Source organism: Streptomonospora sediminis (genome assembly GCF_054778995.1).
The window spans coordinates 20986-45599 of sequence record NZ_BAAGYZ010000080.1; the positions used below are offsets into that span (position 1 = coordinate 20986).

Genomic DNA, 24614 nt, shown 5'->3' on the forward strand with positions numbered 1-24614 from the left:
TCCCGCCGCTCCCCGCTCCCCTCTTGGCCGTGGGACCTGCCGGGGTCGGTCCCTACGGCGCCGGTTCGTTGTGCTGGGTGACTTTGTGCTGGGTGACCCGGTGATGGATGGCTTGGTGGTGGACGACAGGGCCGGCCGGTGGCGTGTGTAAGGACCACGGCGAGCGGTGCGGGCCGGCGCGGGCGTGGGACGTTACGGAACCGGTCCACAGCCGCGCTTGCACACGCACGCTTACGCGCAGCGAAAGGTCGCCGGCCAGGCTGCACCGGGTCATGGCCGCGCCGTTGGCTTGGGCGACCGATCGCGCTGTGCTGCAGGACGCCTGCCGCCCTTCGGCGGCGCGCTGGGCTCCGGCGATGGCTGCGAGATCGGCTGCGGTCGATGCCCGGTGGCGGTCGACGCGCACGGCGGTCACCAGGGCGACCGCCGCCGCGGCGAACAGTACGAGGGCGCACAGGGTCAGCACCCACACGGTGGCGGAGCCGGTATCGGCGCGGCGGCGGCCGCCGGGCAGCCCGCGGCGGCCATGCCCGCGGCACCGGTGCCGGAGGCGCCGCTGCCTGCGGATCCGCGAATCCCGGGCGGGTGCGGATGGGGCTTGCCGGCCCCACCACCGGCTTGCGGCGGCCGATCTGTCCGCATCGCCCGCAAGCCGCAAGCGGTGGCGGTCGCGGCATCCTGCCGAAGGCGGACACGGAAACCGAAGTGTGCGGGTTGCTCGGCGATTTATCGGACCGCCCCCGTCAACCGGCCGGGGCATGGCCGCCACCACCTCCGTCCTGTGTGCCGCCGGGGTTCCCGGTGCCCGGCGGGCCGCCGCCCTCCAGCGGGGTGGCGGCCCGGGCTTCAGCTTCGATCGGCAGGTTTCCCAGCGGGCCGAGCGGCACCGGTGCCGTGACGGTGACTCGCGCCAATCCCCCGGTTTCGGACATTGCAATATCGGCCGGATCGGGCGCGGTTCGGACCGCAGCAGCACGGGCGGTGGGCTCGGGTTCGCCGCGGGCAAGCGCCCGCGCCCCGACACGCGCAGCGTCGACGCAGGCCACCTGCACCGCACCCGCCTGGATGGCGGTCAGGGCCACGGCGAGCACAAGTACCAGGCTCGGCAGTGCGGCGGCGGTCTCGGCCGTGACACCTCCGCGGTCAACCGTCGATCTGCAGCGCATCGGTGACGATCTGGGTCAGCGTGTCGCGTACCTCGGCACTGGTCAGAATCGCGAAGAGCACCGCGGCGAACGCGCAGGCGGTCACCGTGCCGACGGCGTACTCCGCAGTCGACATGCCGCGGTCGCCGCGGGACGCGGGATTCGGCCGGTAGGCGGAACCGGTGTTGCGCCGGGTCAACACCGCGGTGGGTGTCCGGGCGGCGGCCGCGAACACGGCGAACGCGGCCCGCAGCAGCAGCCGGTGCGGTGTCCAGCGGCGGAACGCGGCGCCCCCGCGGCTCGGGCGGCGATCGGGGTGGGGAGGCGACCGGAACCAGCGGAGGTCCTGGGGGCGGGAAAGGGGCGGACGGGGGCGAGGGGAGAGTGGGGAGCGAACGGACACTGCTGCCTCCAAACGACCGGTGCGTACCGTGAGTCAGGTGATCCTCACGGTGCGATTCCAGATTCGCCTGGAGCGAGTGCCGGACGAAAGTCGGATCCACAGCCTGTGCACAACCGGCCCCGCCCGCGGCGAGCGCTCGGCGCTCGCACCCATCGCTCATCGCCGCCCCGCAACCCCGACCCCGACCAGCGGCAAGCGGCAAGCCGCCACCGACAATCCGGCGGCATCGGCTCCGGGACACCTCCGCCGTACGGGAACGCCCTGCGCTACCCCTGCGCCTCGCCGCTCAGCAGCGCGTCGATCAGGCGCAGCGCGCCCGGTTTACTGAGCGGGTCGTTGCCGTTTCCGCACTTGGGGGACTGGATGCATGAGGGGCAGCCGTCGGTGCATTCGCAGCCGGCGATGGCCTGGCGGGTGGCGGTGAGCCACTCGCGGGCCGCCGCGTAGCCGCGTTCGGCGAATCCGGCGCCGCCCTCATGGCCGTCGTAGACGAAAACGGTCAGGCATCCGGTGTCGGCGTGCAGTGCGGTCGATACGCCACCGATGTCCCACCGGTCGCAGGTGGCGAACAGCGGAAGCAGGCCGATCGCCGCGTGTTCGGCGGCGTGAGCTGCGCCGCGTACTTCGACGTCGGCTTTGCGCAGCCGGTCGGTGGCCTCCGGCGAGAGCGTCCACCACACGGCCCGCGAGTTCAGCCGGCGCTCGGGCAGATCGAGTGCCTGCTCGCCGAGGACCGCGCCGGTCCGCACATCGCGCTTGAGGTAGGACACCACCTGCCGGGTCACTTCGACCTCGCCGAAGTGGACCGCCGAATCGGCCCCCCACTCCTGGCTGCGCAGTGTGCTGCGGACCTCGACCTCGGTGGTGTCGCGCGCCCAGGTGCTGTATTCGGGAGCCTCTCCGTGCACCAGCGCCACCGACTCTTCCAGGTCGAGTTCGTCGACGACGTAGGTGAGCCCCTGGTGCAGGTAGACCGCGCCGTCGTGGACGGCGCTGTGGGCGGCCGCCTCGTCGACGGTGCCCAGCAGCTGCCCGCTGGCGGAGTCGACGATCTGCACGGGAGGCCCACCGGATCCGCGCAGGTCGGCCAGTGCGGAGGCGCGGTCGCGGCGGGTCCAGAACCACCCGCGCGGCCGGCGGCGCAGCAGCCCTTGCCGGACCAGTCCGTCGAGCACGTCGGCGGCGCCGGGGCCGAACAGGGTGAGGTCGTCGTTGGTGAGCGGGATTTCGGAGGCGGCCGCGCACAGATGCGGCCCGAGCACGTAAGGGTTGTCCGGATCCAGCACCGTTGCCTCGACCGGGCGTCCGAAAACGGCGTCGGGGTGGTGCACCAGGTAGGTGTCGAGCGGATCGTCGCGGGCGATGAAGACGGCGAGCGCGTCCTGCCCCGAGCGGCCCGCCCGGCCCGCCTGCTGCCACAGCGACGCGAGGGTGCCGGGCCACCCGGTCACCACCACCGCGTCCAGGCCGGTGATGTCGACGCCGAGCTCCAGCGCGTTGGTCGTGGCCAGGCCCAGCAGCTCGCCGCTGCGCAGCGAGTCTTCCAGCCCGCGCCGGTCGTCCGCCAGGTAGCCGGCGCGGTAGGCGGCCACCCGTTCGGAGAGCCTGCCGGACGGTGCTCCCTCCGGGCGCCCGGCCGCCTCGGCCACCTCGGCCTCGGCCGTCTCCGCCGCCCCGCCGGCCTCGGCGGAGCCCCCCGCTGCGGTGGCCGCGGTCCCGTCGGCCCCGGCACCCGCACCATCGGCGCCATCCGTTTCGCCCGCACCGTCGCCGACCGCCCACGGGTCGGCGGCGGGCAGCCCGCGGCGGTGCGAGGAGGCGCGGGCCTCGCGTTCGCGCAGGATGCGCTGCGCGGTCAGCGCCACCACCTCCGATGCCTGCCTGGACCGCACGAATGCCAGGGTGCGCACGCCGGACTCGGCCAGGTCGGCCAGGACGTGTGCGGCCTCGGCGGTGGCGGTGCGCCGCACCGGCGCTCCGTTCTCGCCGGTCTGCTCGGTGAGTTCGGGCTCGATCAGCGCGAAGCTGAGTGCGGGCCGCGGCGATGCGTCCTCGGAGACGGCGCGCACCGGCGCACCGATCAGCCGGCGCGCGCTCTCCTCGGGTGTGCCGGTGGTGGCCGACGCCAGGATGAAGACGGGATCGCTGCGGTAGCGGGCGCAGACGCGGCGCAGCCGCCGCAGGATCTGGGCGACGTGGGAGCCGAACACGCCCCGGTAGCGGTGGGCCTCGTCGACCACGACATAGCGCAGCCGCCGCAGGAACCCCGCCCAGGCGGCGTGGTTGCCCAGGACGGCGTGGTGCAGCATGTCGGGGTTGGTCAGCACGTAGTTGGCGTGCGCGCGGATCCAGGCGCGTTCCTGGCGGGGGGTGTCGCCGTCGTAGGTGGCCGCGCGCAGGTCGTCGAGACCGAGATCGGCCAGGGTCCGCCGCTGGTCGGCGGCCAGTGCCTTGGCGGGCGAGATGTAGAGCACGGTGCCGCCCTGTTCAACGGCTTCGGCGCAGGGCAGCAGGAAGGCCAGTGATTTCCCCGACGCGGTGCCGGTGGCTATGATCACATTGCTACCGGAGCGCGCAAGATCCGCGGCGGCTGCCTGGTGGGACCACGGAGCCGTGATCCCCTGCTCAGCGAGTCGCTCACGAACCGAGGGCGGTGTCCAGTCTGGCCAGTGTTCACTTACCCCGTGGCCACGTGCCAACTGCTCCACATGTGTCACCTGCGAATTCCGGGTATGGTCTCGCCACAACCGGCGAAGCGCGGACTCCCACCGGGAGACGTCCCCGCGTGCGCGGGGAGCAGATCCGGACACCCCGACACCCTCCTCGGCGCGTAATACCTGCGATGACACTGGTCGACCCCTGTTTCAGTGTGGCATCCGCGGGAAGGGACCCGCGCTGTCGTGGTTTCTTGTGCATAAGAGGCAGATGCGAAGGGCAAGCGTGGTTGAATGCCGCACTGTGGGGTAACGCCCGGCAGAGATCACTCGCGGCTTTTCGCAGTTCGGCGCTGGAGGACTAGTGGACTTGAAGCTTGATCACCACACACAGGACGACACAGAGATCGTCGTCGTCGAGGGTGAGATCGACGTCTATACCGCGCCCCGGCTGCGTGAGCTCTTGATCGACCTGGTCAACAAGGGCAACTTCCACCTCGTGGTGAACATGGAGAAGGTGGAGTTCCTCGACTCGACCGGGCTCGGCGTGCTCGTCGGCGGCCTGAAGCGCGTGCGCGCACACGACGGCACGCTCGACCTGGTCTGCACTCAGGAGCGCATCCTGAAGATCTTCCGGATCACCGGCTTGACCAAGGTCTTCGGCATCCACGACTCCGTGCAGGAAGCCATCGACAAACGCAAGTCCAAGTAGCTGCGTTACGAGCGAACCATGGCACTCGTCCAGCTCACGATCAGCGCGCTGCCCGCCCATGTGCGCACGGCCCGGCTCATGGCCACTGCCGTGGCCAGGCGGGCGGGCATCGCCGAATCCGCCCTCGACGAGATCCGACTGGCGGTCGGCGAGGCGTGCTCCCGCGCCGTCGAGGCGCATCGCGTCCACTGTCCCAGCCGTCCGATCCAGCTCGATCTGATCGATACCGCGGGGCCTCGCGACACTGACAACCCGTCCCGCAGCGAGACCCCTGCACGCGCACCGCACAACGGCCATCCCGCCCAGCGCTTCGAGGTCGTGGTCTTCGACCGCGCCCCGGCCAAGGAGCCCGCGGCGGAGTTCGGTGACCAGGTGTTCGACGATGCCGACCTCGATTTGGGCGACTTCACGCCGCCCGGCGGGGTTACGGGTCTATCGCCCGACGTCGGTCTGGCCGTGATCGTCGGCCTTGCCGACGAGGTCAGCATCGAACCCCATGAGGACGGCACCGTCGTCCGCATGAGCTGGCCGCTGGGCAAGTCCGATCCCGAGGCCGACACCGAACTCGTCGGCTGACACGCCTTCGAGGGACCCCGTCCCTGCCACAGGACCCGCTGGACTCCAGGGGTCGGGCCCGTCCCGTGCCGGCACCTGCCGGGCGGGAGGGTCCGGCAGCGGCGGGGCCGGTCGGCGGCGAAGCTCCGCCGCCGCCGCGTGCCCGGCTGCCGCCGCCCCTACCGCAGCTCAACCAGCGTGCCTGCGCCCGCCGCCGACGCGCCCGGGCGACCACCCGACGCGCCATCAGCGGGACGCTCGCGCCCGCCTCACTGACCGGCTCAGCCGGTCAGTCGCATTCCTGAGTGGAGACCGGCGCGGTGGCCGTACTGCCCTTCTCTGCGTTGGCCGCGACCTCCTGGGCTGTGAGCACGTAGCCGGTCTCGTCATCGTTGGTCGCCGCAGCAAAGACGACACCATAGACGGTGCCGTCCGGGGAGAGCAGCGGACCACCGGAGTTGCCGGGGCGGACCAGCGCGCGGACCTGGTAGATCTCGCGGCTGACCTGCTGGGAGTGGTAGAAGTCGGGCCCCTGCGCTGTCTGCTCGGCGCGGACGCGTGCGGGCACCGCGGTGAAGCCGTTGTTGCGGGGGTAGCCGGCCACCACAGCGGTGTCGCCCTTTTCGACGTCGGTCTCGAACTCCAGCGGCTCCAGGTCCATACCCTCGACGTCGAGGACGGCGATGTCCTGCTGGGGATCGTAGAGGACCACCGTGGCGGGCAACTGCTGCCCGGAGCGGGTGACCACCCGCAGATCCCTGGTGACACCGGCCACCACGTGGGCGTTGGTCATGACGCGGCCCTGGGAGTACACGAACCCGGTGCCTTCGACGCGCCGCTGGCAGCTCGGCGCGGTGCCCAGTACCTTCACGACGCCCTGGCTTGATTCGCGCAGCCCTGCGGTATCGAGGACGTCGGGGTCGGGCGGCCGCACCTCGGCCGGCTCGCCGGTGCCCAAGCCGCTGAAGACCTGCGGGAATGCGCTTTGGTCGACGATCCTGCGGAAGGTGGAGAACCAGGTCTGGGCGACTTCGGGCATGGCGCGGTCAACCGCGTGCAGCACGCGCGACTGCTGCACCTGGGTGTTGAGCACGGGTATCGCGGAGTTGGCGACGGCGCTGCCCACCAGCCAGGCCACCAGCAGCACCGAGAGGGCGCTCACCAGCGCCCCGCCCATGGCGTCGACGACGCGTGCGGAGTCCCAGGTGACACGGTTGCGCACCACCGCGCCCAGGTAGGACGCGCCGAACTGGCCCATCGCCGCGCACAGGAACACCACCGCCACCGCCAGCAGTGCCTGGCGTCCGGGGTCGGTCACGACCCCCTGGATGAGCGGGGGAGCGCCGAGGGCGGCGAGGACTCCGCCGCCGATGAACCCGGCGAAGCTCATGATTCCGACGATGAAGCCCTGCCGGTAGCCCGATACGGCGAACAGCAGGACCAGCACGATCAGGACCGCGTCCAGGACGATGCCGTCCATCACCACCTCGCGCTCATCTCGGGCCTTTGGCTCGGTGCGGCCCGGTGCCGCCGCCTTTGGCGCCGGGCAGGGGTACGGGTTCGGCCGTCCCGCTGTCGAGCCATGCACGTTCCCACCCTCCCAGGACGAGCAGCCGGTTCAGGATCGCTGCGGTGAATCCCCAGACCAACATGTCCCGTACCCGAAACGCCGGACCGGTCGACCCGTCGGGGTGGCGGATGCGGACCCGGTTGCCAGGGTCGGCGAGCTCGCTGACGGGGACGCGCACCACCCCGGCGACTTCGCCGGGGTCGGCGGGGCCCACCTCGGAGGGCTCGCGCCACCAGGCCAGCACCGGGACGACCCGGAAGTCGCTGGGCCGGATGAACAGTTCGGGCAGCCGGCCCAGCAGTTCGATCCCGGCCGGGTCGACTCCGGTTTCCTCGACCGCTTCGCGCAACGCGCAGTCCTCGGGGCCTTCGTCATGGGGTTCGAAGGCGCCGCCGGGGAATGCGGGCTGGCCGGAGTGCCGCCGCAGCCCGTTGTTGCGCTGGATCAGCAGCACGTCGGGGCCGTGCTCGCCCTCGCCGAACAGGATCAGCACCGCGGATTCGCGTCCGCCGGACTCGGGGGGCCGCAGCATCGCGGGGACGGGCATGCGCGCCCCGGCCCGGGCGAGGCAGGCCAGCCACTCGGGGGTGGTGACGTCGGGGACGGGAGCGGGGCGGCCTGCGTCCGGAGTCCGCGCGCCGGTCGGGTCGGGCGTGCCCGGGGGTGTCTCCGGGTGATCCTGTGCGGTCATACTCTGCCCGTCCCCTTCCGGCCGTGCCTGCGCCCGCCTGCTGTGCCCTTTTCCCCGCTGGGGCCTGTTGCGAACCGCCTAGGAGAACGGCCCATTGCGGACCAGCGCCCCCGCTGTCGCCTCGTCGGTGGGTCCCTCGCCGAACGACGGGCACCAGTGGGCCAGCTCGCACGCCCCGCATGCGGGCCGGCGCGAATGGCAGATGCGGCGGCCGTGCCAGATGAGCCGGTGCGAGAGCAGGGTCCAGTCCTTGGGCGGGAACAGGTCGCCGATGGCGTGTTCGGCCTTGACCGGATCGGTCTCCTCGGTCCAGCCGAAGCGGCGCACCAGGCGCCCGAAATGGGTGTCCACGGTGAGGCCCGGGACGCCGAAGGCGTTGCCGAGCACCACGTTGGCGGTCTTGCGGCCGACCCCGGGCAGCCGCACCAGCGCGTCCAGGTCGCCGGGGACCTCGCCGCCGTGCTCGTCGCAGAGCTTCCGGCCCAGGCCGAGGATGCTGTTGGCCTTGGACCGGTAGAAGCCGGTGGAGCGGATCAGGGTCTCGAGTTCCTCGCGGTCGGCGGCGGCGTAATCGGCCGCTGAGGAGTAGCGGGCGAAGAGTTTCGGGGTTACCTGGTTGACCCGCTTGTCGGTGCATTGGGCGGAGAGGATCGTGGCGACCAGGAGCTCCAACGGGGAGGTGAAATCAAGCTCACAGTGCGCATCGGGATACAACCGGGCCAATTCCCGGTTGATCCGTCGGGCGCGTCTCACCAGGGCGAGACGCGACTCACCCGTGGGTGTCTGCGCTGCGCCGCCATTCGAGGCGGCGTTGGGCGGGGCGGTTTGAGCAGGCGTGGCAGGATCTCCGGGCACGCCTCAAAGACTACGTACCCGCGGCGGCGTCCGGAGCCGGACGTACGCACGCGGATGCGGTCCCCGCTCTCTAGCGCTGCATGTCGGCAATGTCGGGAGATCGGCGGGCCGGACCCTCTCGGGTACGGGAGAGCAACTAGGATCGAATGCGCTGACGTCGGCCGTGGCGGTTAGCACGTCACCGGGACGACAAGCCGAGGTAACGGCCTGGTTTCCCACCGGGGTGCGATATACGTCACACTGTTGACGGTCAGGCTTGCAAGGAGGAAGTGGTGGACGAGACCAACGAGGTGCTGCGCAAGGCTCCTCTATTCGAGGCACTCGACGAGGACGGTGCTGCGGCACTGCGCGCCTCGGTGAGCGAGGTAAGACTCGGCCGCGGCCAGACGCTCTTCTCCGAGGGCGACGAAGGCGACCGCCTCTACGTGATCCTCAGCGGCAAGGTCAAGCTGACCCGCGCCGCTGTCGACGGACGCGAAAACCTGCTGAGCGTGCTGGGACCCAGCGAGATGTTCGGCGAACTGTCGCTGTTCGACCCGCGCCCCCGCACCGCCAGCGCCGTCGCCGTCACCGACGCGGTGCTCGCCGGACTGGGCCACGACGACCTGCGCCCGTTCATCGCCCAACAGCCCCAGGTCAGCCTGCAGCTACTCAAGGCGCTGGCGAACCGGTTGCGCCGCACCAACGACGTCATGAGCGACCTCGTCTTCACCGACGTGCCGGGGCGGGTGGCCGGGCAGCTTCTCGACCTCGCCGACCGTTTCGGCAAGGAGGGCGAGGACGGCCTGCACGTACACCACGACCTGACCCAGGAAGAACTGGCGCAGCTCGTGGGCGCTTCGCGCGAAACCGTGAACAAGGCGCTGGCGGAGTTCGCGCTGCGCGGTTGGCTGCGTATAGAGGCCAAGGCCGTTGTGCTGCTCGACGTCGAACGCATGCGGCGCCGCGCGCGCTAACAAGCCAAACGCAGGCACCAGCCCGCCGACAGTGCCACTGCGGACACCGCTTCCGGCGATCCGCGCCACGACCACCGGGCCCGGCCGCGTGCCGGGCCCGTCGGCCGTGCGGGCCGATCAGCCGCCGCCGGGCTCCTCGCCGAGTTCCGGCGGAATGTCGCCGCGGTCGGCCAGGTACCGCAACTGCGCCCGCACCGATGACCGCGCCGCAGGAACCACCGCCTCGTCGATGCCGGCGTAGACCCGTGCCACGACCGCGTCCGCCGTCCGGTCGCCGGCCCGCACCGCGGCGGTGACCTGGGCCAGCCGCGACTCGCGGTGCTCGATGTACTCGGTGAGTTTGGTCAGCGGCTCGGTGCAGATGGGTCCGTGCCCGGGAAGCAGCGCCCGCACCCCGGCGGTGGCCACCAACTCGCGCAGCCGGTACAGCGAATCCATGTAGGCCGCGAGGCCGTCGTCGGCGACCACGGTCGTGCCGGTGCCCAGCACCGTGTCTCCGGTGAGCAGCACGTCGTCGGCGGGCAGGTGGAAGCAGACCGAGTCGGCGGTGTGGCCGGGCGTGGCCACCACGTGCAGTTCCAGCCCGTCGACCCGGATGACGTCGCCGTCGGCGAGCCCGCCGCCGCTGATACGCATGCCGGGATCGACGGCGCGAACCGGGGCACCCGTCAACTCGGTGAAGTAGCGCGCCCCCTCGCCGTGGTCGGGGTGGTGGTGGCTCAGCAGCGTTTCCGCGACCTGGGCGCCCTGCTCCTGCACGGTGCGCGCGACCCGTTCCAGGTGGCGCTCGTCGTGCGGCCCGGGGTCGACGACGATGACGCCCCGCGCCCCCGGCTCCCGCAGCACCCAGGTGTTGGTGCCGTCCAGCGTCATCAGTCCAGGATTCGGGCATAGGACGCAGTTGGCACGCAGTGTTCCGGAACCGTCGATCCTCATCGCACCTCAGTCTCTCTTGCCGGGCGGCGGCGGGTGTGGGGGGTCGCAGGGGTCGTGGGGGCCGCAGCGGCGGCGCCGGCCGGGCAGGTGGGTGGTGCCCGGCACGGCTCCGCGGTACTGGACACGGCTCAGTGCGGGGGGTAGGGCACCCAGTCGGGTACGACGATGCGGGGTTCGCCGTCGACCTCGTGCAGCTCCGGCTCGATAGGCGAGATCGTGCGCGGGGCCGCCATGGCGGCTTGGGGCGACCCGTATCCGGCCAGCTCGGCGCAGGTGGTTACGGTCGGGGGCAGCATCTCCAGCTCGCCGCGCCGCCAGGCGGCCACGGCGTTTCCGGGGGCCATCCAGGCGACGCGGTCGGCCTCGCCGCCGACGTCGCGGGCCTGCTGGCCCGGCGGCAGGGCGGCGGCGAAGAAGCGGGTGTCGAAACGCAGCCCCTCGCCGCGCGGTGTGATCCACCGCGACCATGCGCGCAGCAGGTCGCTGCGCAGCACCAGATCGCGCCTGCGCAGGAACTCGGTGAAAGGCAGGGTGTGGGAGACCAGGGCCTCGCGGTCGGCCTCCCAGTCGGGGGCGCGGGTATCGGCGACCACATTGCCGCCGGGCGGACCCGCCAGCAGCACGCCCGATTCCTCGAAGGTCTCGCGCACCGCAGCGCAGACCAGGGCCCGCGCCAGCGGTTCGGCGACCGCCAGGCGGGCGGCCCACTCCGCCGGCGGCGGGCCCGCCCACCGGATATCGCGATCGGTGTCGCGCTCGTCCACCGTGCCGCCGGGAAAGACGTGCATGCCGGGGGCGAACCGCATCGAGGCCACCCGCCGCAGCAGGTAGACCTCGAGCCCGCTGCCGCCGGCCGCGGCCAGCAGCATCACAGTGGCGGCCGGACGCGCCGCGGCTGCGCCGGCGCCCTGGGCTGCGCCGCGGAGGTGCTCTGCCGGCATGACCGTCGTCCTCCCGTGCGTCGTGGCGAACGAGCGCCTGTGTCGGTCAGCGGCCGCTCAGTCGGCCTCGACGATCATCTCCACTTCGACTGGGACGTCCAGCGGCAGCGCCGCGACGCCGACAGCGCTGCGGGCGTGCGTGCCCGCTTCGCCGAAGACCTCGCCGAGCAGCTCGCTGGCGCCGTTGACCACCTGCGGCTGGCCGGTGAACGACGGGTCGCTGGCAACGAACCCGACGACCTTGACGACCCGCCGCACCTGCGACAGCTCGCCGACCTCGGCCTTGACCGCGGCGACCGCGTTGAGCGCGCACACCGCGGCCAGCTCCTTGGCCCGCTCGGCGGTGACCTCGGCACCCACCTTGCCTGTACCGGCCGGGGTGCCGCCGACCAGCGGCACCTGCCCGGACACGTACACGTAGTCGCCGGTGCGCACGGTCGGTTGGTAGGCGGCCACGGGCGGGACCACTTCGGGCAGTGTGAGGCCCAATGTGGCCAACCGCTCCTCGGGAGTGGCCATTACTCCTTCTCCCGTTTCATGTAGGCGACCATCTGCTGGTTGCGCGGGTCCCCGTCGACCGACGGGCCGGGGATGACCGAGACGAGCTCCCAGCCGTCCTCTCCCCAGTTGTCCAGGATCTGCTTTGTCGCGTGCGACAGCAACGGCACGGTCGCGTATTCCCACTTCGTCATAGCCGTCACCTTACTTACCGGAGACCGCCCGCGGGTCGCCGCCCGCGCTTCGCCGCGGCAAAGGCGGAGATGGGGCTGTGCACGCCCGCCCGCCGCCGCGGTCGGCAACATAAACTCCGAGGAGTGAGTGCACGCGATCGCGACGGCAGCGGCGTCCGGCTCCATGTCGTCACCGGCAAAGGGGGCACCGGCAAGACCACAGTGGCCGCCTCTCTCGCGCTGTCTCTGGCCGCCGGGGGCCGCCGGGTCCTGCTGGTCGAGGTCGAGGGGCGCCAAGGCATCGCCCGGCTCTTCGGCTCCGGGCCGCTGCCCTACGAAGAACGCCCGATCGCCGCCGCGCCGGGACAGGGCCAGGTGTACGCGCTGGCCGCCGATCCCGAGTCCGCGCTGCTGGAGTACCTCGAAATGTTCTACGGCATGCGCCGCGCCGGCCACGTACTCACCCGCTTCGGCGCGGTCGACTTCGCGACCACGATCGCTCCGGGCATGCGCGATGTCCTGCTGACCGGCAAGGCCACCGAGGCCGTGCGGCGCCGGGCGGGCGAACGGCGGCGCGGCGGCCGCGGCCCCGGCACCTCCGCAGGGCCCGCCTCCCGGCCCTTCGCCTACGACTCCGTCGTGATGGACGCCCCGCCTACCGGCCGGATCGCGCAGTTCCTCAACGTCAACGCCGAGGTTGCGGGCCTGGCGCGTGTCGGCCCCGTCCGCAACCACGCCGACAAGGCCATGTCCACCATCCGCTCGGCGCAGACCGCCGTGCACTTCGTGACCATTCTTGAGGAGATGCCGGCCCAGGAGACCCTCGACGGCATCGAGCAGATCCGTGCTGCAGGGCTGCCCGTCGGTTCGGTGATCGTGAACATGGTGCAGCCGCCGTTTTTCGCCGATTCCGAACTGCGCACCGTCGCCGAGGGCACCTTCGACACCGGTGCGCTGGTGCGGGGCCTCAAGGCGGCCGGGTTGGACGGCGCCGAGGATACGGCGCGCGACCTCGCCGCCGAGGTCGGCGACCACGCACTGCGGATGGCCGGCGAATCCCGTATCCGCGCACGCTTGGCCGCCGTCGACCGGCCCCGGCTCGAACTCCCGCTGCTGGGCGGCGGGGTAGGCCCCGAGGACCTCCAAGTGCTCGCCGACCGGCTCACCGAGCAGTGCCGATGAGCGCGGGCACCGCGGGCAAAGGGACCGCTGCGGCAGCCGCACCGGCGTTCGACGTCGACACGCTGCTGGCCGACCGCCAGACCCGCATCATCGTCTGCTGCGGCGCGGGCGGTGTCGGCAAGACCACCACCGCCGCCGCGCTGGGGGTGCGCGCCGCCCGGCACGGCCGCGACTCCGTGGTGATCACGGTCGACCCTGCACGCCGGCTCGCCCAGTCCATGGGGCTGCGCGAACTCGACAACACGCCGCGGCCGGTCGAACTGCCCGCGGCCGACGGCGCAGCGGTGCCGGGCAGCCTGCACGCGATGATGCTGGACATGAAGCGCACCTTCGACGAAATCGTCGAGGCCCACGCCGACCCCGAACGTGCGCAGCAGATCCTGGCCAACCCCTTCTACCAGTCGTTGTCGTCCAGTTTCTCCGGCACCCAGGAGTACATGGCCATGGAGAAACTGGGCCAGCTGCGCGAGTCCGGCACGTGGGATCTGATCATCGTCGACACCCCGCCGAGCCGTTCGGCGCTGGACTTCCTCGACGCCCCTGAACGCCTGGGCCGGTTCCTCGACAGCAGGCTCATCAAGATCCTCGGTGCGCCGCCCGCCACGGGCGCGTTCAAGGTGCTGGGCGCCGGGGTGGGCATGGTCACCGGGGTCATCGCCAAGGTGGTGGGCGCCCAGGCGCTCAAGGACGTGCAGAGCTTCGTCTCGGCGTTCGACGCGGTCTTCGGCGGGTTCCAAGAGCGTGCCGAACGCACCTACCGGTTACTGCAGGCGCGCGGCACCGGATTCGTCGTGGTGTCCGCGCCCGAGGATGATTCGCTGCGCGAGGCCGAATACTTCATCGAGCGGCTGCGCAACGACCGCATGCCGCTCGCCGGGATCGTACTGAACCGGGTGCACCGCACCGCGGCGCAGGACCTGTCCGAGCAGGACGCCGCCGCCGCGGCCGCCGAACTGGCCCGCACCGGCGACCACGGTCTCGCGGCTGCGGCACTACGGCTGCACGCCGAGCGCGCGCGGGTGCTGGAGCGCGAACAGCGGCTCATCGCCCGGCTGGCGCAGGCGCACCCGGGGGTTCCTGCGGTCGAGATACCGGCCCGCCCCGAGGACGTGCACGATCTGACCGGCCTGGCCGAGATCGGACGGTCGCTGGGCGGGTGACCGTGCCGATCGCGTGGGTCCGCTGCCGTTACCGGGGTCTCTGGTGCGGTTTCTGTAGGGGGCTGCGTGGGTGTCGCGGGATTCTGCTGCGGTCCGGCGCGTTAGCCACCGCACCGGCGCGGGCAGCGGGCGCACTACCGCCGTGCGGTTGCGGTCGCGCACCGCACGGCGGCACCCAGCAGCGGAGCCGACCGGGCGCCGCCGCAGGCTCTGGCTCGCGGATGGCGCCTGCTTTGCGGGGGCCGACTGTTCAGCCGGGCACGTCCGCGCGTGCCCGCGGCCGACCCCCTGCGGTTACCGGTTCTGCTTCCTGCCGGCCGCTATCCGGCCTGGACTGGGCGCCGGTGCGGTTCGGCGCGGTCGCCGGATTCCTGTTCGCGGTATTCGCGGCGCGCGTTCTCCAACAGCTCCGCCCACGACCCGACATCGGGCCTGCGGCGCAGTAGAGCGCGGCGCTCGCGTTCGGTCATCCCTCCCCAGACTCCGAACTCGATACGGTTGTCCAACGCGTCGGCCAGGCACTCGGTGCGCACGGGGCATCCCCGGCAGATGAGCTTCGCCCGGTTCTGGGCGGCTCCCTGCACAAACAGCGCATCGGGGTCGGTTTCGCGGCATAGGCCGTGTGCAGCCCAGCCCGGCATCCACATGTGTCCCACTCCCATGTTCAGCATGTGTTCTCTGTGCGCGAGCCGGCGGGCGCGGTCGCCGGCTCGGAGGCAACCGAGGCAGCGGGCGGGCGGATGACGTGGCTGCCACGTTCCGGATGAGGGGATACCCGGTCGCGGAGCGCATCGGGGCCGCCGCCCTCCGTATCCTCGCGATTGCTGTGGACGAACCTACGGTCCGCACTCCGGCTCCGCCAGGCCTCATCAGGCTCATTTCGGATCTAGCCCGATCGGGTCATTGCGTAAGGTCGACCTCACCGGATCCGTAATCGCGAAGGCTCCTCGGCCGCCGGTTCCGAGTACTCGACGTTGCGTCCACAATGGAGAACGGTCCCGATGCCGCCGGTGCGCAGAACGTCCGAATCACCGGGCGCCTGCGGCTCCTCCTGTTGCGGTTCACACGTAGTCTTATGGGGTGGGTCAGGGGACAATGCTGCAGAAAATCGGTCAACTTCTCGGTGTCGGCATCGTTGCCGGTGTGCTCGTGGCGGCGCTGGCGCTGCCCGCCATCGGCGGACTCGGTATCACCGCGCGAAACGTCGCCACCGGGTTCCTGAACATGCCTAGCGAACTGGAGACTCCGCCTCCCCCCGAGCGATCGGTCATCTACGACCGCGACGGCGAGGTCATTGCCGAGATCTACGATCAGAACCGCGAAGTGGTCGAGCTCAAGGACATGGCGCCGGTCCTCCAAGAGGCCATGATCGCCATGGAGGACTCCTCCTTCTATGAGCACGGCGGCATCGACATCGCCGGCACGTTCCGCGCCGCGATCCGCACCATCAGCGGCAACGTCGAGGGCGGCTCCTCGATCACCCAGCAGTACGTGAAGAACGTGCTGATCGAGAGCGCCACCTCTCAGGCGGAACAGGAAGAGGCCCGCGAGACCACGCTGGGCCGCAAGATCCGCGAGCTGCGTTACGCGGTGGCCATCGAGCAGCGGATGTCCAAGAAGGACATCCTCGAGGGCTACCTGAACATCGCCTACTTCGGCGACGGCGCCTACGGTGCCGAATCTGCGGCCCAGCACTACTTCGGTGTCACCGCCGACAAGCTGAGCCTGCCCCAGGCGGCCACCCTCGCCGGCACGGTGCGCTATCCCCACCTCTACAACCCCCGCCTCAACCCCGAGGACGCCAAGGCCCGGCGCGATGTGGTGCTGAACCGCATGTCCGCCACCGGCGAGATCACCAAGGCCGAGGCCGAAGAGGCCAAGAAGGCCGAGCTCGAACTCGACGTCAACACCCCGAGCAACGGGTGCATGCCCAGCAAGCAGCCGTTCTTCTGCCAGTACGTGGTCCAGGAGATCGAGCAGAACAAGCGCTACGGCGAGTCCGAGACCGAGCGCGCCCGCTGGCTGCGCACCGCAGGGCTGAAGATCCACACCTCGCTGGACGCCGACATGCAGCAGGCCGCGCAGAAGGCCGTCGACAAGTGGGTGCCGCGCAAGAACAAGTCGCGCAAGGTCGCCGCCGAGGTCCTCATGGACCCGGGCACGGGCGAGATCCGCGCGATGGCCCAGAGCCGCAACTACGGCCCCGACGAGACCAACCTCGGCGAGACCTCGATCAACTTCGCCACCGACGCCAACCACGGCGGCAGCACCGGTTTCCAGGCCGGATCGACCTTCAAGCCGTTCACCCTGGCCGCGGCGCTGAAGCAGGGCAAGGAGTTCAGCACCTCCTACAGCTCCGGCAACACCACCACCATCACGGGCCAGCGCAACTGCAACGGCGGCCGGTTGGCGCCCTGGACCCTCAGCAATGCGGGCGACACCAAGGGCGGCAGCACCAACAACATGATCAGCGGCACCAAGGGGTCGGTGAACACCTACTTCGCCCACCTCCAGGCCGATGTCGGGCTGTGCAACGTCATCAAGATGGCCGAGTCCCTGGGCGTGCACCGGGCCGACGGCACGTCCTTCGACAACGAGCGGACCCAGGCGAACAACTCGTTCACCCTGGGCAGCGAGGAAGTCTCGCCGCTGACCATGGCCGGCGCCTACGCGACCTTCGCCTCGCGCGGGATCCGCTGCGACCCGAAGCCGATCACCAAGATCGTCGACGGGCACGCGGGCAAGACGATCGACATCAAGTCCGAGTGCGAGCGCGTCATCAGCAAGGACGTCGCCGATGGCGTGAGCTACCTGCTGCAGCAGACGTTCAAGGGCGGAACCACCAACGGGCTGGGAATCGGGCGTCCCGCAGCGGCCAAGACCGGTACCACCGACGGTTCGGCCAGCGCCTGGTTCGCGGGCTACACGCCCAACCTCGCCGGCACGGTGTTCGTCGGCGACCCGCGCGGCCCCCAGAACTACCCGCTGCGCGGCGTCACCATCGGCGGCAACTACTACGGCGAGGTCTTCGGCTCCACGATCCCCGGCCCCATCTGGAAGGAGACCATGGAGGGCGCCACCAGCGAGCTGCCCGCCAAGAGCTTCCCTTCGCCGCCGTCGCAGTTCGGCAGCACCTCCGGGCCGCCTTCCGGCGATGACGGCGGCGAGAACGCCAACGAGGCCGCCAACACCGGCGAGGGCGATGTCCCGGATGTGCTGGGCATGTCGGCCAACGAGGCCACCAGCGAGCTGGAGGCCGCCGGTTTCCAGCCCAACGTCTCCTCCACCCGGGTCGACTCCGGCGAGCCTGCCGACACGGTCGGGGCGGTCAACCCCGAGCCCGGCACCGGGCTGGCCGAAGGCGCCACCGTCAACGTGTTCCTGAGCAAGGGGTCGGGCGGCGGCGGCAACGGCGGTGGCAACGGCGGCGCGTCCGCAGGCGGCTGGGGCTTCGGCTCGCCGGGCCGCGGCGACGACTAGCGCGGCCACCGGTAAAAAGCGGTAACCGGCAAAAGGTGGCGGTGGGCGACCAAGTCGCCCGCCGCCACCTTTATTGCTGCAGCCGATGGCCGCCTGCCGCTAGCCCTGGTTCTGGCTCTGGCTGGACGAGGCGAGCAGCTGGCGCTTGACCTCGGCGGCGATGCGGCTGCCCTCGGCGCGGCCGGCGGCCCGCGGGGTCGCCGCCCTCATCACCTGCCCCATGGCCTTGACGTCCTGGGCACCGGTCTCGGCGATGGCCGCCGCCACGATGCCGCGCAGCTCGTCGTCGCCGAGTTGTGCGGGCAGGTAGTCGGCTAGCACCTCGCCCTCGGCCCGCTCGGCCGCCGCCTGCTCGGTGCGGCCGCGCTCTTCAAAGGCCTCGGCGGCCTCGCGGCGCTTCTTGGCCTCCCGCGCGATGAGCTTGACGACGTCCTCGTCGCCGAGCTCGCGCGCCTCCTGGCCGGAAACCTCTTCGTTGGAGATGGCGGTCAGCACACTGCGCAGGGTACGGGTACGCACGTCGTCGCGCGCCTTCATCGCGGTGGTGAGGTCGGATTGCACGCGGTCCTTGAGTTCGGCCATGCCAGTGATCATACGATCGCCCCACCGCACCGGCGAGTGGTTTCCGACCGCGCCCGCCTGCCCTGGCCCGCGCAGCCCGCCGCCGGCGGTGCGGCGGAACCGGTCCGCGCCGCTACCCGCTCGGCGCAGCGCACCGGGCGCATCCGGTCCTGAGTTCTGACACCATCGGAAGTCGGGAGGTGCGGTGACGGTGACGACATTGCGGAAGACGCTGCGGACCGCCGGCCGGGTGGCCGCGGTTACGGGTGCCGTCGGGGTGGCGGGGATCGCCTACGCGTCGGTGATCGAGCGCAACTGGTTCCGGCTGCGCCGCTACGAGGTCCCGGTGCTCGACCCGGGCAGCCCGCGGCTGCGGGTGCTGCACATCTCCGACACCCACCTGACCCCTGGGCGGCGCATGCTGCTCGACTGGCTGCGCGGGCTCGACGAGTACGATCCCGACTTCGTCGTGAACACCGGCGACTCCATCTCCCACCCCGATGCCATCGAGCCGTTCATCTCGGCACTGGGCCCGCTGCTCGACCGCCCCGGCGCATTCGTCTACGGCTCGAACGACATGTTCTCGCCGCAGTTCAAGAATCCGGCGCGCTACCTGTGGCGGAGCAGCCAAGCCGACTACAACAAGCGCAAGGTCCCCGACCTGCCCTGGCGCGAACTCGGCGCGGCGATGAGCGCCCGCGGGTGGCTGGACCTGAACAACAGCAAGGGCCGCCTCAAGGCCGACCGGCGCGACATCGCGGTTGCGGGCGTGCACGACTCCCACATCGGGCTGGACCGCTACGAGTCGGTCGCCGGCACTGCCGACACCGACGCCGACCTGCGGCTGGGCGTGCTGCACTCGCCCGAGCCCGCGAACCTCAACCGCTTCGCCGCCGACGGATACCAACTGCTGCTCGCCGGTCACACCCACGGCGGGCAACTCTGCCTGCCCTTCTACGGCACCGTGGTCACCAACTGCGGCATCGACCGGCGCCGCGCCTGGGGTCTGCACCGCTACGCCGGGACCTGGCTGCACGTCTCGAGCGGCCTGGGCACCTCCCCGACCGCACCGGTGCGGTTCTGCTGCCGCCCCGAAGCCACCCTGCTGGACCTGGTGGCCCAGGAGTAGTCCGGCGCCCGGCTCCGCGCGGCCGCAACCGCGGCTGCCCGGTCCCGGTTTCCCGCAGGCCACGGGCGCGGGACAATAGGGGCATGTACCGCGAACGGGCGTCGGTGGCCGGCGGTGTGGTGTGGGCGGGCGCGGCCGCGCAGCACCGCCGGGTGCGGGTCGTGCCCGACGGGTGCATGGACCTGATTTGGACCGGTGAGCACGTACTGGTGGCCGGGCCCGATACCGCGGCGCACTTCGCCGAGTGGGCACCGGAGCGCACGCTCGTCGGACTGCGGCTGCCGCCCGCCGTCGGACCCGCCGTGCTGGGCATCCCTGCGCACGAAGTACGCGACCTCCGCGTGGCGCTTGCGGACGTGTGGCCGGCTGCGCAGGCCCGCCGCCTCGGCGAACAGGCCGCTGCGGCCGCCGACCCAGCCGGGCCGCTGGAACGTGCGGCCGCCGTCCGGCTGGGCGAAGGCCCCGGGACCGACCCGGCCATGGCCGCCGTCGCCGCCCTGCTGGACTCGGGCGCCACCGTTGCCCGGGCCGCCGAGCAGACCGGCCTGGGCGCGCGCCGCCTGTACCGGCGGAGCCTCGCGGCCTACGGCTACGGACCCAAGACCCTGGGCCGCATCCTGCGGTTCAACCGGGCGCTGGCCGCCGCGCGGGAGGGCGTCCCCTTCGCCGAAACCGCGGCCGCCACGGGCTACGCCGACCAGGCCCACCTCGCCCGCGAGGTCAAAGGCCTGGCCGGCGCTCCACTGAGTGTGCTGGTCGGTTAGCCGGAGCCGGAGAGCGCGCCACCGGAACGTCCGCCGGAGGTCACGGCAGCGGCGCGAACAGGTCGACCCAGTTGCCGTCGGGGTCGTGCACGACCGCGTAGCGCTGGCCCCACACGGCGTCCCAGGGGGCGCACTGCCCGGTGTATCCGGCGGCGAGCAGGTCGGCGTAAAGGCCGTCCACGTGGCCGGGGCCGTCGCAGGCGAAGGCCAGTGCCATGCCGCCGCCCGGCCCGGGCTTGTAGTCGGGGGCAAAGGACCGCACCGTCTCGACGGTGTCCCACAGGATCCGCAGCCCGCCGGGAAGCTCCACTTCGACGTGCGGCTGCGTTTCGGCCCCGGCTGGGATGTCCACTCCGATGCGGCGGTAGAACGCCAGCGACGCGCCCATGTCGGCCGCGACGATTCCAACCGCGCTGAATGCTGCTGTCATGCGGTCAACAGTAGAGGCGCCGGTGCGGGCCGTCTTGAACCTTTCGGACACCGCGATGCGCCGGGGAGGCGGCGCCGCCTCCCCGGCGCATCGCGGATGCGCTGCTGGACCGCGGCGGGGCCGCGGGGCGGGCTCAGTGCCCGCCCGGTGCGGGCTGCGCGGACCCGCAGCGCGCCTTGCGGCCGACGGCGCGGCCCGCACCGGAGACAGCTTTGCGGCCGACCACACGGCCCGCCCGCAGCGCCGATTTGCGGCCGGCGGCCCTGCCCGCCCGCGAGACCGTTTTACGAACGTCGCGGGCCGCGTGCCGGGCATCGTGGACGACCTTGGGCGGACGGCGCCTAGGTTCGGTGGCCGTGAGCACCAGCCCGCCGAGCAGGCCGATGTCCTTTACCGCGGTGTCGCGCCCGGCAGCATCCGAAACCTTGCCCCGCGACGCGGCGATCAGCGACGGCACCGTCTGCAGCGCCATCACCGCGCAGGCCGCCCGGGTGCCCTTGCCGAGCAGCAGCATGGCACCGGCCCCGACACCGGCCGCGGCCTGAACCCGCACCAGCAGTACCGGGTTGTCCGGAACTTGCGGGCAGTAGGAGTGCAGCCGGGCCACCATCGGGGCGAGCGCTTCGGCTCGCGGGTGCGGATCGCGCAAGGTCTCGACCGAGTCGACGATGAACGGGGCTGCGAGCAGGCGTTGAAGCTGTTTGCGTAGGACTCCCATGCTGTCCCGTATACCCCTGTGCAGGCCGAACACCCTAGGCATCCGAGAATGCGGCGGTGCGCCGGTTGCCGGCCCGCAACCGGGGCAGTCTCCGCGGCAGGTACGTTGGCGGATTTCCGCCAGCACCGGCCGGGGCCGCGCAGCCAGCATTGCAGGTATGGAACTCAACCTTAACGACAAGGTCGCGGTCGTCAGCGGCGCGAGCAAGGGCATCGGGCTCGCCATCGTCCAGGAGCTCGCCCGGCAGGGCGCGCGCGTTGTCGCGGGCAGCCGCACCACAACACCGGAACTGGCCGAACTGCAGGCGTCGGGCGGCGTGGCGGTCGTCCACACCGACCTCGCCACGGCGGAAGGGCCCGCGGAACTCGTCGACGCGGCGGTCGGGCTGCACGGCGGCATCGACATCCTGATCAACAACATCGGGGCGGGCAAGTTCACGGACGGCTTCGTCGGTACCGGCGACGAAGAGTGGCAGTGGATCTTCGACATCAACCTGTTCTCGGTTGTGCGCACGACCCGGGCGGCCATCCCGGCGATGACCGGTCGCGACGGGGCCGCCATCGTCAACATCAGCTCGGTCAACGCCAGCATGCCGATGCCGATGAACATGCACTACAGCGCCGCGAAGGCGGCACTGACCAGCATCGGCCGCTCGCTGGCCGAGGAGCTGGCGCCCAGCGGGATCCGGGTCAACACGGTCTCGCCGGGGCCGGTGCGCACCCCGATGTGGACGGCTGAGGACGGCGGCTCCGCCAATGTGTTCGCCGAGCAGGCAGGCACCACGGTCGACGATGTGCTGGACCGGGTGCTGCCCGAGAGCATGGGGATCTCGCTGGGCCGGATCGCCGAAGCGCACGAGGTGGCCGATCTCGCACTGTTCCTGGCCTCGCCGCGTGCGGCCGCCATCACCGGGGCGGACCACCGCGTCGACGGCGGCCTGGTCAAGACCATCTGAGCCCGCGGCCGCCGAACCGGCGGCAGGGCGGGGTGGTGGGGCCGGGGCCGGGACCGGGTAGGAACGGGGATCGAGGCGCGCCCCCGTGCCGGCTCCCGGCTCCCGGCTCCCGGCCAGCGCATCCGGTGCGCGGGCCGCCGGAGCGCTGGGCACGGGCGGTTCCGGTCGATCCGGGTCGCTACGTTCGGGGCATGCGCATTTCTACGGACGCCGAGATCCGGGCCTTGCACACCGAATACGCTCCGACGCAGCATGCGTTCGACCTCGTGCACACGCACTGCACGATCGTGTGCGGGATCGCCGAGCAGCTCCTTTCCCGTAGCGCGACCGGGGCCGACCCCGAACTGGTGCGGGCGGGCAGCCTGCTGCACGACATCGGGGTGTACCGCCTCTACGGTGCCTCCGGGGTCCTCGACCACGGCCAATACGTGCGCCACGGCGTGCTTGGCCGCGACCTCCTCGCCGACCTGGGGTTCCCCGCGGCGCTGTGCCGGTTCTGCTCCTGCCATACGGGCGTGGGGATCAACCGCGCGGACGTGCGGGCCCAGCACCTGCCGATTCCGGAGGAGGACTACCTGGCGGAGACGGCAGCGGAAGAGCTCGTGATGTTCGCCGACAAGTTCCACACCAAATCCGACCCGCCGGTACTCGTCTCCGCCACCACCGCCGCCGCCCGCCTCCAGCGGTTCGGCGCGGACAAGGTGCTGCGGTTCAAGGCCCTCCTGGAAAAACTCGGCGAGCCGGACCTGCGGCCATTCCAGGACGCCTACGGGCACGCTGTGGTGTAGCGCGAGCAAGCGGCTCAGGGAGACCGCCGAGAGGCTGGAAGGCCGATACGCCAACGGTGATCACCGGTCGGATGCAGCCGGTACGGCGCGCATCCCCCACGCGCCGTACCGAGCCCGGCCCCGAATCACCCGGTATGCCAAGCCCCGGGGCCACAGCAACGATCATGCAGTCGTGCCGGGATTCGGCACCGCATCCCGGCACAACTGCATGATCACCGAGATCACCCCTGGGGATGAGGCGGCGGCCGACCTTCCCGGGACGAGGTCGTACCCGCCCCGGCCCGGTTTTCTCGGGACCGTTCCGTGGTCACAGGACGGAGAGGTCCCAGCAGCGCACGCGGCCGTCGCGCCCGGAGGTCAACGCGACCGGGCGGCCGTCCAATTCCGTAGTGCGTACCGCCGTGACCTCGCCGTCGTGGGCGGCGAACGGGTCGCCGATCCTGCGACCGGCCTCGATATCCCAGACCGCGAGGGCACCTTGCTGGTCGCCGCTCATCGCGATCGGCCGACCGCCGACCAGCGCGGTGTCCAGGGCGAAGACGCGGGTGCCGTGCCCGGCCATCGGGTCGAACAGCGGCTCACCGGGGCCGTCGTCCTGCTCGTCATCGGCGGCGCCGACCTCCCACACGTACAGCTCGCCGACCGGGTCGGTTGCCGCGACGACGACGGGGCGGCCGCCGCGCACGGTCAAGGCCGCGGCCCGAGCCTCGTCACCCGGGCTGAAGCCGGCCACCCTCTCGTCACGGTCCACGTCCCACACGCTGACCTCCGACCAGCCGCCGGCGACCAACGTCCGCCCGCCGATCCGCGCGGTAGCCAGGCACCGGTACTCCTCGGCGGAGCTGCCAAGCCGGGTCTCCGCGGCGGGGTCTTTCGCGTTTCCCCAGATCCGCAGGTCGTCGTGGTACTGCGGGGCGACGACGAATCGCGGCGGGCCCTCGCCCTCCAGCACCGCGACATTCGCGAGGTAGGACTCAGTGTGGAAGGCGTTCCGCAGCAGCTCGCCGGTCTCCATATCCCACAGCGCGGCGGCCTGCTCGCCCCCGCCGCCCGCCAGCAACACCCGGCCACCGACGACGGCCGCCGCCACCCGGTCGATCTCGTTGTCAACAAGAGAGTAGGCCGCGGCGTCCGGGTCGCCGGTGAAGGCGTAGGTCAGCGGGCGCTTGCGCCACTCGTCCCGGTGCGGCTCCCAAGTCCAAACGGATCCGGCCTTATCGGGGCAGACCAGCAGCAGGCCTTCAGGTGTATTGACCACCGCGAGGTCCATGGCACAAGAGGAGGGGACTTTACCGCTCAGCGGTTCGGGGAGGTTGAGCATACGGGGAACCCTAGTACCGCGGTCTGACAGGCACTGC

At 71.5% G+C, this 24614-nt stretch carries 26 protein-coding genes; 10 read left to right on the top strand and 16 right to left on the bottom strand.

The annotated features are described in order from the left end of the window. Positions 1-52 precede the first annotated feature (52 nt). The 4 genes from ACYVD5_RS16240 to ACYVD5_RS16255 all read right to left on the bottom strand — a co-directional run bounded on the left by ACYVD5_RS16240 (position 53) and on the right by ACYVD5_RS16255 (position 4265). The gene (locus tag ACYVD5_RS16240; protein ID WP_461001891.1) at positions 53-760 is read right to left on the bottom strand and encodes an Rv3654c family TadE-like protein; all 708 of its coding nucleotides are present in this window, start codon (positions 758-760) and stop codon (positions 53-55) included. Then, positions 744-1166: a TadE family type IV pilus minor pilin gene (locus ACYVD5_RS16245; RefSeq protein ID WP_461001892.1), complete on the bottom strand. Its 423-nt coding sequence runs from the start codon at positions 1164-1166 to the stop codon at positions 744-746. The genes ACYVD5_RS16240 and ACYVD5_RS16245 overlap by 17 nt, the downstream gene beginning before the upstream one ends. After that, positions 1144-1548 (bottom strand): DUF4244 domain-containing protein, encoded by a 405-nt coding sequence (locus ACYVD5_RS16250; protein ID WP_461001893.1) that lies wholly within the window; start codon positions 1546-1548, stop codon positions 1144-1146. The genes ACYVD5_RS16245 and ACYVD5_RS16250 overlap by 23 nt, the downstream gene beginning before the upstream one ends. A 266-nt stretch (positions 1549-1814) precedes the next feature. Further along, a complete protein-coding gene (locus ACYVD5_RS16255; protein WP_461001894.1) occupies positions 1815-4265 on the bottom strand; it encodes a DEAD/DEAH box helicase in 2451 nt (816 codons plus the stop codon). Positions 4266-4566: 301 nt separating this feature from the next. Between ACYVD5_RS16255 and ACYVD5_RS16260 the strand changes: the two genes are divergently transcribed. Both ACYVD5_RS16260 and ACYVD5_RS16265 read left to right on the top strand, forming a co-directional pair. Next, the gene (locus ACYVD5_RS16260) at positions 4567-4914 is read left to right on the top strand and encodes an STAS domain-containing protein (RefSeq protein WP_131096601.1); all 348 of its coding nucleotides are present in this window, start codon (positions 4567-4569) and stop codon (positions 4912-4914) included. A gap of 18 nt (positions 4915-4932) precedes the next feature. Further along, positions 4933-5490, top strand: a complete 558-nt coding sequence (locus tag ACYVD5_RS16265) for an ATP-binding protein (RefSeq protein ID WP_461001895.1) — start codon at positions 4933-4935, stop codon at positions 5488-5490. Between the two features lie 268 nt (positions 5491-5758). Here ACYVD5_RS16265 and ACYVD5_RS16270 read toward each other — a convergent pair whose 3' ends face one another. From ACYVD5_RS16270 to nth, 3 genes are all read right to left on the bottom strand, one after another. Next, positions 5759-6949, bottom strand: a complete 1191-nt coding sequence (locus ACYVD5_RS16270) for a MarP family serine protease (RefSeq protein WP_461001896.1) — start codon at positions 6947-6949, stop codon at positions 5759-5761. Positions 6950-6962: 13 nt separating this feature from the next. Further along, on the bottom strand, positions 6963-7586 hold the full coding sequence (locus ACYVD5_RS16275; RefSeq protein WP_461001969.1) for an NUDIX hydrolase: 624 nt from the start codon (positions 7584-7586) through the stop codon (positions 6963-6965). A 222-nt stretch (positions 7587-7808) separates the two neighbouring features. Further along, positions 7809-8486 (bottom strand): endonuclease III, encoded by a 678-nt coding sequence (nth, locus tag ACYVD5_RS16280; protein WP_461001970.1) that lies wholly within the window; start codon positions 8484-8486, stop codon positions 7809-7811. Positions 8487-8854: 368 nt separating this feature from the next. On the opposite strand from nth, the gene ACYVD5_RS16285 reads away from it, so the two are divergent. Next, positions 8855-9541: a Crp/Fnr family transcriptional regulator gene (locus tag ACYVD5_RS16285; protein WP_461001897.1), complete on the top strand. Its 687-nt coding sequence runs from the start codon at positions 8855-8857 to the stop codon at positions 9539-9541. 117 nt (positions 9542-9658) lie between these two features. Here ACYVD5_RS16285 and ACYVD5_RS16290 read toward each other — a convergent pair whose 3' ends face one another. The 4 genes from ACYVD5_RS16290 to ACYVD5_RS16305 all read right to left on the bottom strand — a co-directional run bounded on the left by ACYVD5_RS16290 (position 9659) and on the right by ACYVD5_RS16305 (position 12110). Then, positions 9659-10477 (bottom strand): MBL fold metallo-hydrolase, encoded by an 819-nt coding sequence (locus ACYVD5_RS16290; RefSeq protein WP_461001898.1) that lies wholly within the window; start codon positions 10475-10477, stop codon positions 9659-9661. 128 nt (positions 10478-10605) lie between these two features. Beyond that, positions 10606-11418, bottom strand: coding sequence for an NUDIX hydrolase (locus ACYVD5_RS16295; RefSeq protein WP_461001899.1), 813 nt, complete (start codon positions 11416-11418; stop codon positions 10606-10608). A 57-nt stretch (positions 11419-11475) separates the two neighbouring features. Then, complete coding sequence (locus tag ACYVD5_RS16300) at positions 11476-11937, bottom strand: RidA family protein (protein ID WP_461001900.1); 462 nt, start codon at positions 11935-11937, stop codon at positions 11476-11478. After that, positions 11937-12110, bottom strand: a complete 174-nt coding sequence (locus ACYVD5_RS16305; RefSeq protein ID WP_156004343.1) for a DUF4177 domain-containing protein — start codon at positions 12108-12110, stop codon at positions 11937-11939. The genes ACYVD5_RS16300 and ACYVD5_RS16305 overlap by 1 nt, the downstream gene beginning before the upstream one ends. Positions 12111-12233: 123 nt before the next feature. On the opposite strand from ACYVD5_RS16305, the gene ACYVD5_RS16310 reads away from it, so the two are divergent. Together ACYVD5_RS16310 and ACYVD5_RS16315 are read left to right on the top strand one after the other, a co-directional pair. Continuing rightward, positions 12234-13271: an ArsA-related P-loop ATPase gene (locus tag ACYVD5_RS16310; protein ID WP_461001901.1), complete on the top strand. Its 1038-nt coding sequence runs from the start codon at positions 12234-12236 to the stop codon at positions 13269-13271. Further along, complete coding sequence (locus tag ACYVD5_RS16315) at positions 13268-14431, top strand: ArsA family ATPase (protein ID WP_461001902.1); 1164 nt, start codon at positions 13268-13270, stop codon at positions 14429-14431. Before ACYVD5_RS16310 ends, ACYVD5_RS16315 begins: the two co-directional genes overlap by 4 nt. A gap of 320 nt (positions 14432-14751) precedes the next feature. Here ACYVD5_RS16315 and ACYVD5_RS16320 read toward each other — a convergent pair whose 3' ends face one another. Next, positions 14752-15078: a WhiB family transcriptional regulator gene (locus ACYVD5_RS16320; protein WP_461001971.1), complete on the bottom strand. Its 327-nt coding sequence runs from the start codon at positions 15076-15078 to the stop codon at positions 14752-14754. Positions 15079-15526: 448 nt separating this feature from the next. On the opposite strand from ACYVD5_RS16320, the gene ACYVD5_RS16325 reads away from it, so the two are divergent. After that, a complete protein-coding gene (locus ACYVD5_RS16325; RefSeq protein ID WP_461001972.1) occupies positions 15527-17911 on the top strand; it encodes a penicillin-binding protein in 2385 nt (794 codons plus the stop codon). 99 nt (positions 17912-18010) lie between these two features. On the opposite strand, the gene ACYVD5_RS16330 is transcribed toward ACYVD5_RS16325, so the two are convergent. After that, positions 18011-18493, bottom strand: coding sequence for a GatB/YqeY domain-containing protein (locus ACYVD5_RS16330; protein WP_461001903.1), 483 nt, complete (start codon positions 18491-18493; stop codon positions 18011-18013). 190 nt (positions 18494-18683) lie between these two features. On the opposite strand from ACYVD5_RS16330, the gene ACYVD5_RS16335 reads away from it, so the two are divergent. Further along, a complete protein-coding gene (locus ACYVD5_RS16335) occupies positions 18684-19601 on the top strand; it encodes a metallophosphoesterase (RefSeq protein ID WP_461001904.1) in 918 nt (305 codons plus the stop codon). Between the two features lie 83 nt (positions 19602-19684). Beyond that, positions 19685-20365, top strand: a complete 681-nt coding sequence (locus ACYVD5_RS16340; RefSeq protein ID WP_461001905.1) for a helix-turn-helix domain-containing protein — start codon at positions 19685-19687, stop codon at positions 20363-20365. A gap of 40 nt (positions 20366-20405) precedes the next feature. On the opposite strand, the gene ACYVD5_RS16345 is transcribed toward ACYVD5_RS16340, so the two are convergent. Together ACYVD5_RS16345 and ACYVD5_RS16350 are read right to left on the bottom strand one after the other, a co-directional pair. Continuing rightward, complete coding sequence (locus tag ACYVD5_RS16345; RefSeq protein WP_461001906.1) at positions 20406-20795, bottom strand: VOC family protein; 390 nt, start codon at positions 20793-20795, stop codon at positions 20406-20408. 133 nt (positions 20796-20928) lie between these two features. Continuing rightward, positions 20929-21513 (bottom strand): hypothetical protein, encoded by a 585-nt coding sequence (locus ACYVD5_RS16350; RefSeq protein WP_461001907.1) that lies wholly within the window; start codon positions 21511-21513, stop codon positions 20929-20931. A 157-nt stretch (positions 21514-21670) separates the two neighbouring features. Here ACYVD5_RS16350 and ACYVD5_RS16355 point away from each other — a divergent pair, with 157 nt between their 5' ends. Together ACYVD5_RS16355 and ACYVD5_RS16360 are read left to right on the top strand one after the other, a co-directional pair. After that, positions 21671-22468, top strand: a complete 798-nt coding sequence (locus ACYVD5_RS16355; protein WP_461001908.1) for an SDR family NAD(P)-dependent oxidoreductase — start codon at positions 21671-21673, stop codon at positions 22466-22468. Between the two features lie 191 nt (positions 22469-22659). Further along, a complete protein-coding gene (locus tag ACYVD5_RS16360) occupies positions 22660-23256 on the top strand; it encodes an HD domain-containing protein (RefSeq protein WP_461001909.1) in 597 nt (198 codons plus the stop codon). A gap of 307 nt (positions 23257-23563) precedes the next feature. On the opposite strand, the gene ACYVD5_RS16365 is transcribed toward ACYVD5_RS16360, so the two are convergent. Then, positions 23564-24577, bottom strand: coding sequence for a WD40 repeat domain-containing protein (locus ACYVD5_RS16365; RefSeq protein WP_461001910.1), 1014 nt, complete (start codon positions 24575-24577; stop codon positions 23564-23566). Between the last annotated feature and the right edge of the window lie 37 nt (positions 24578-24614).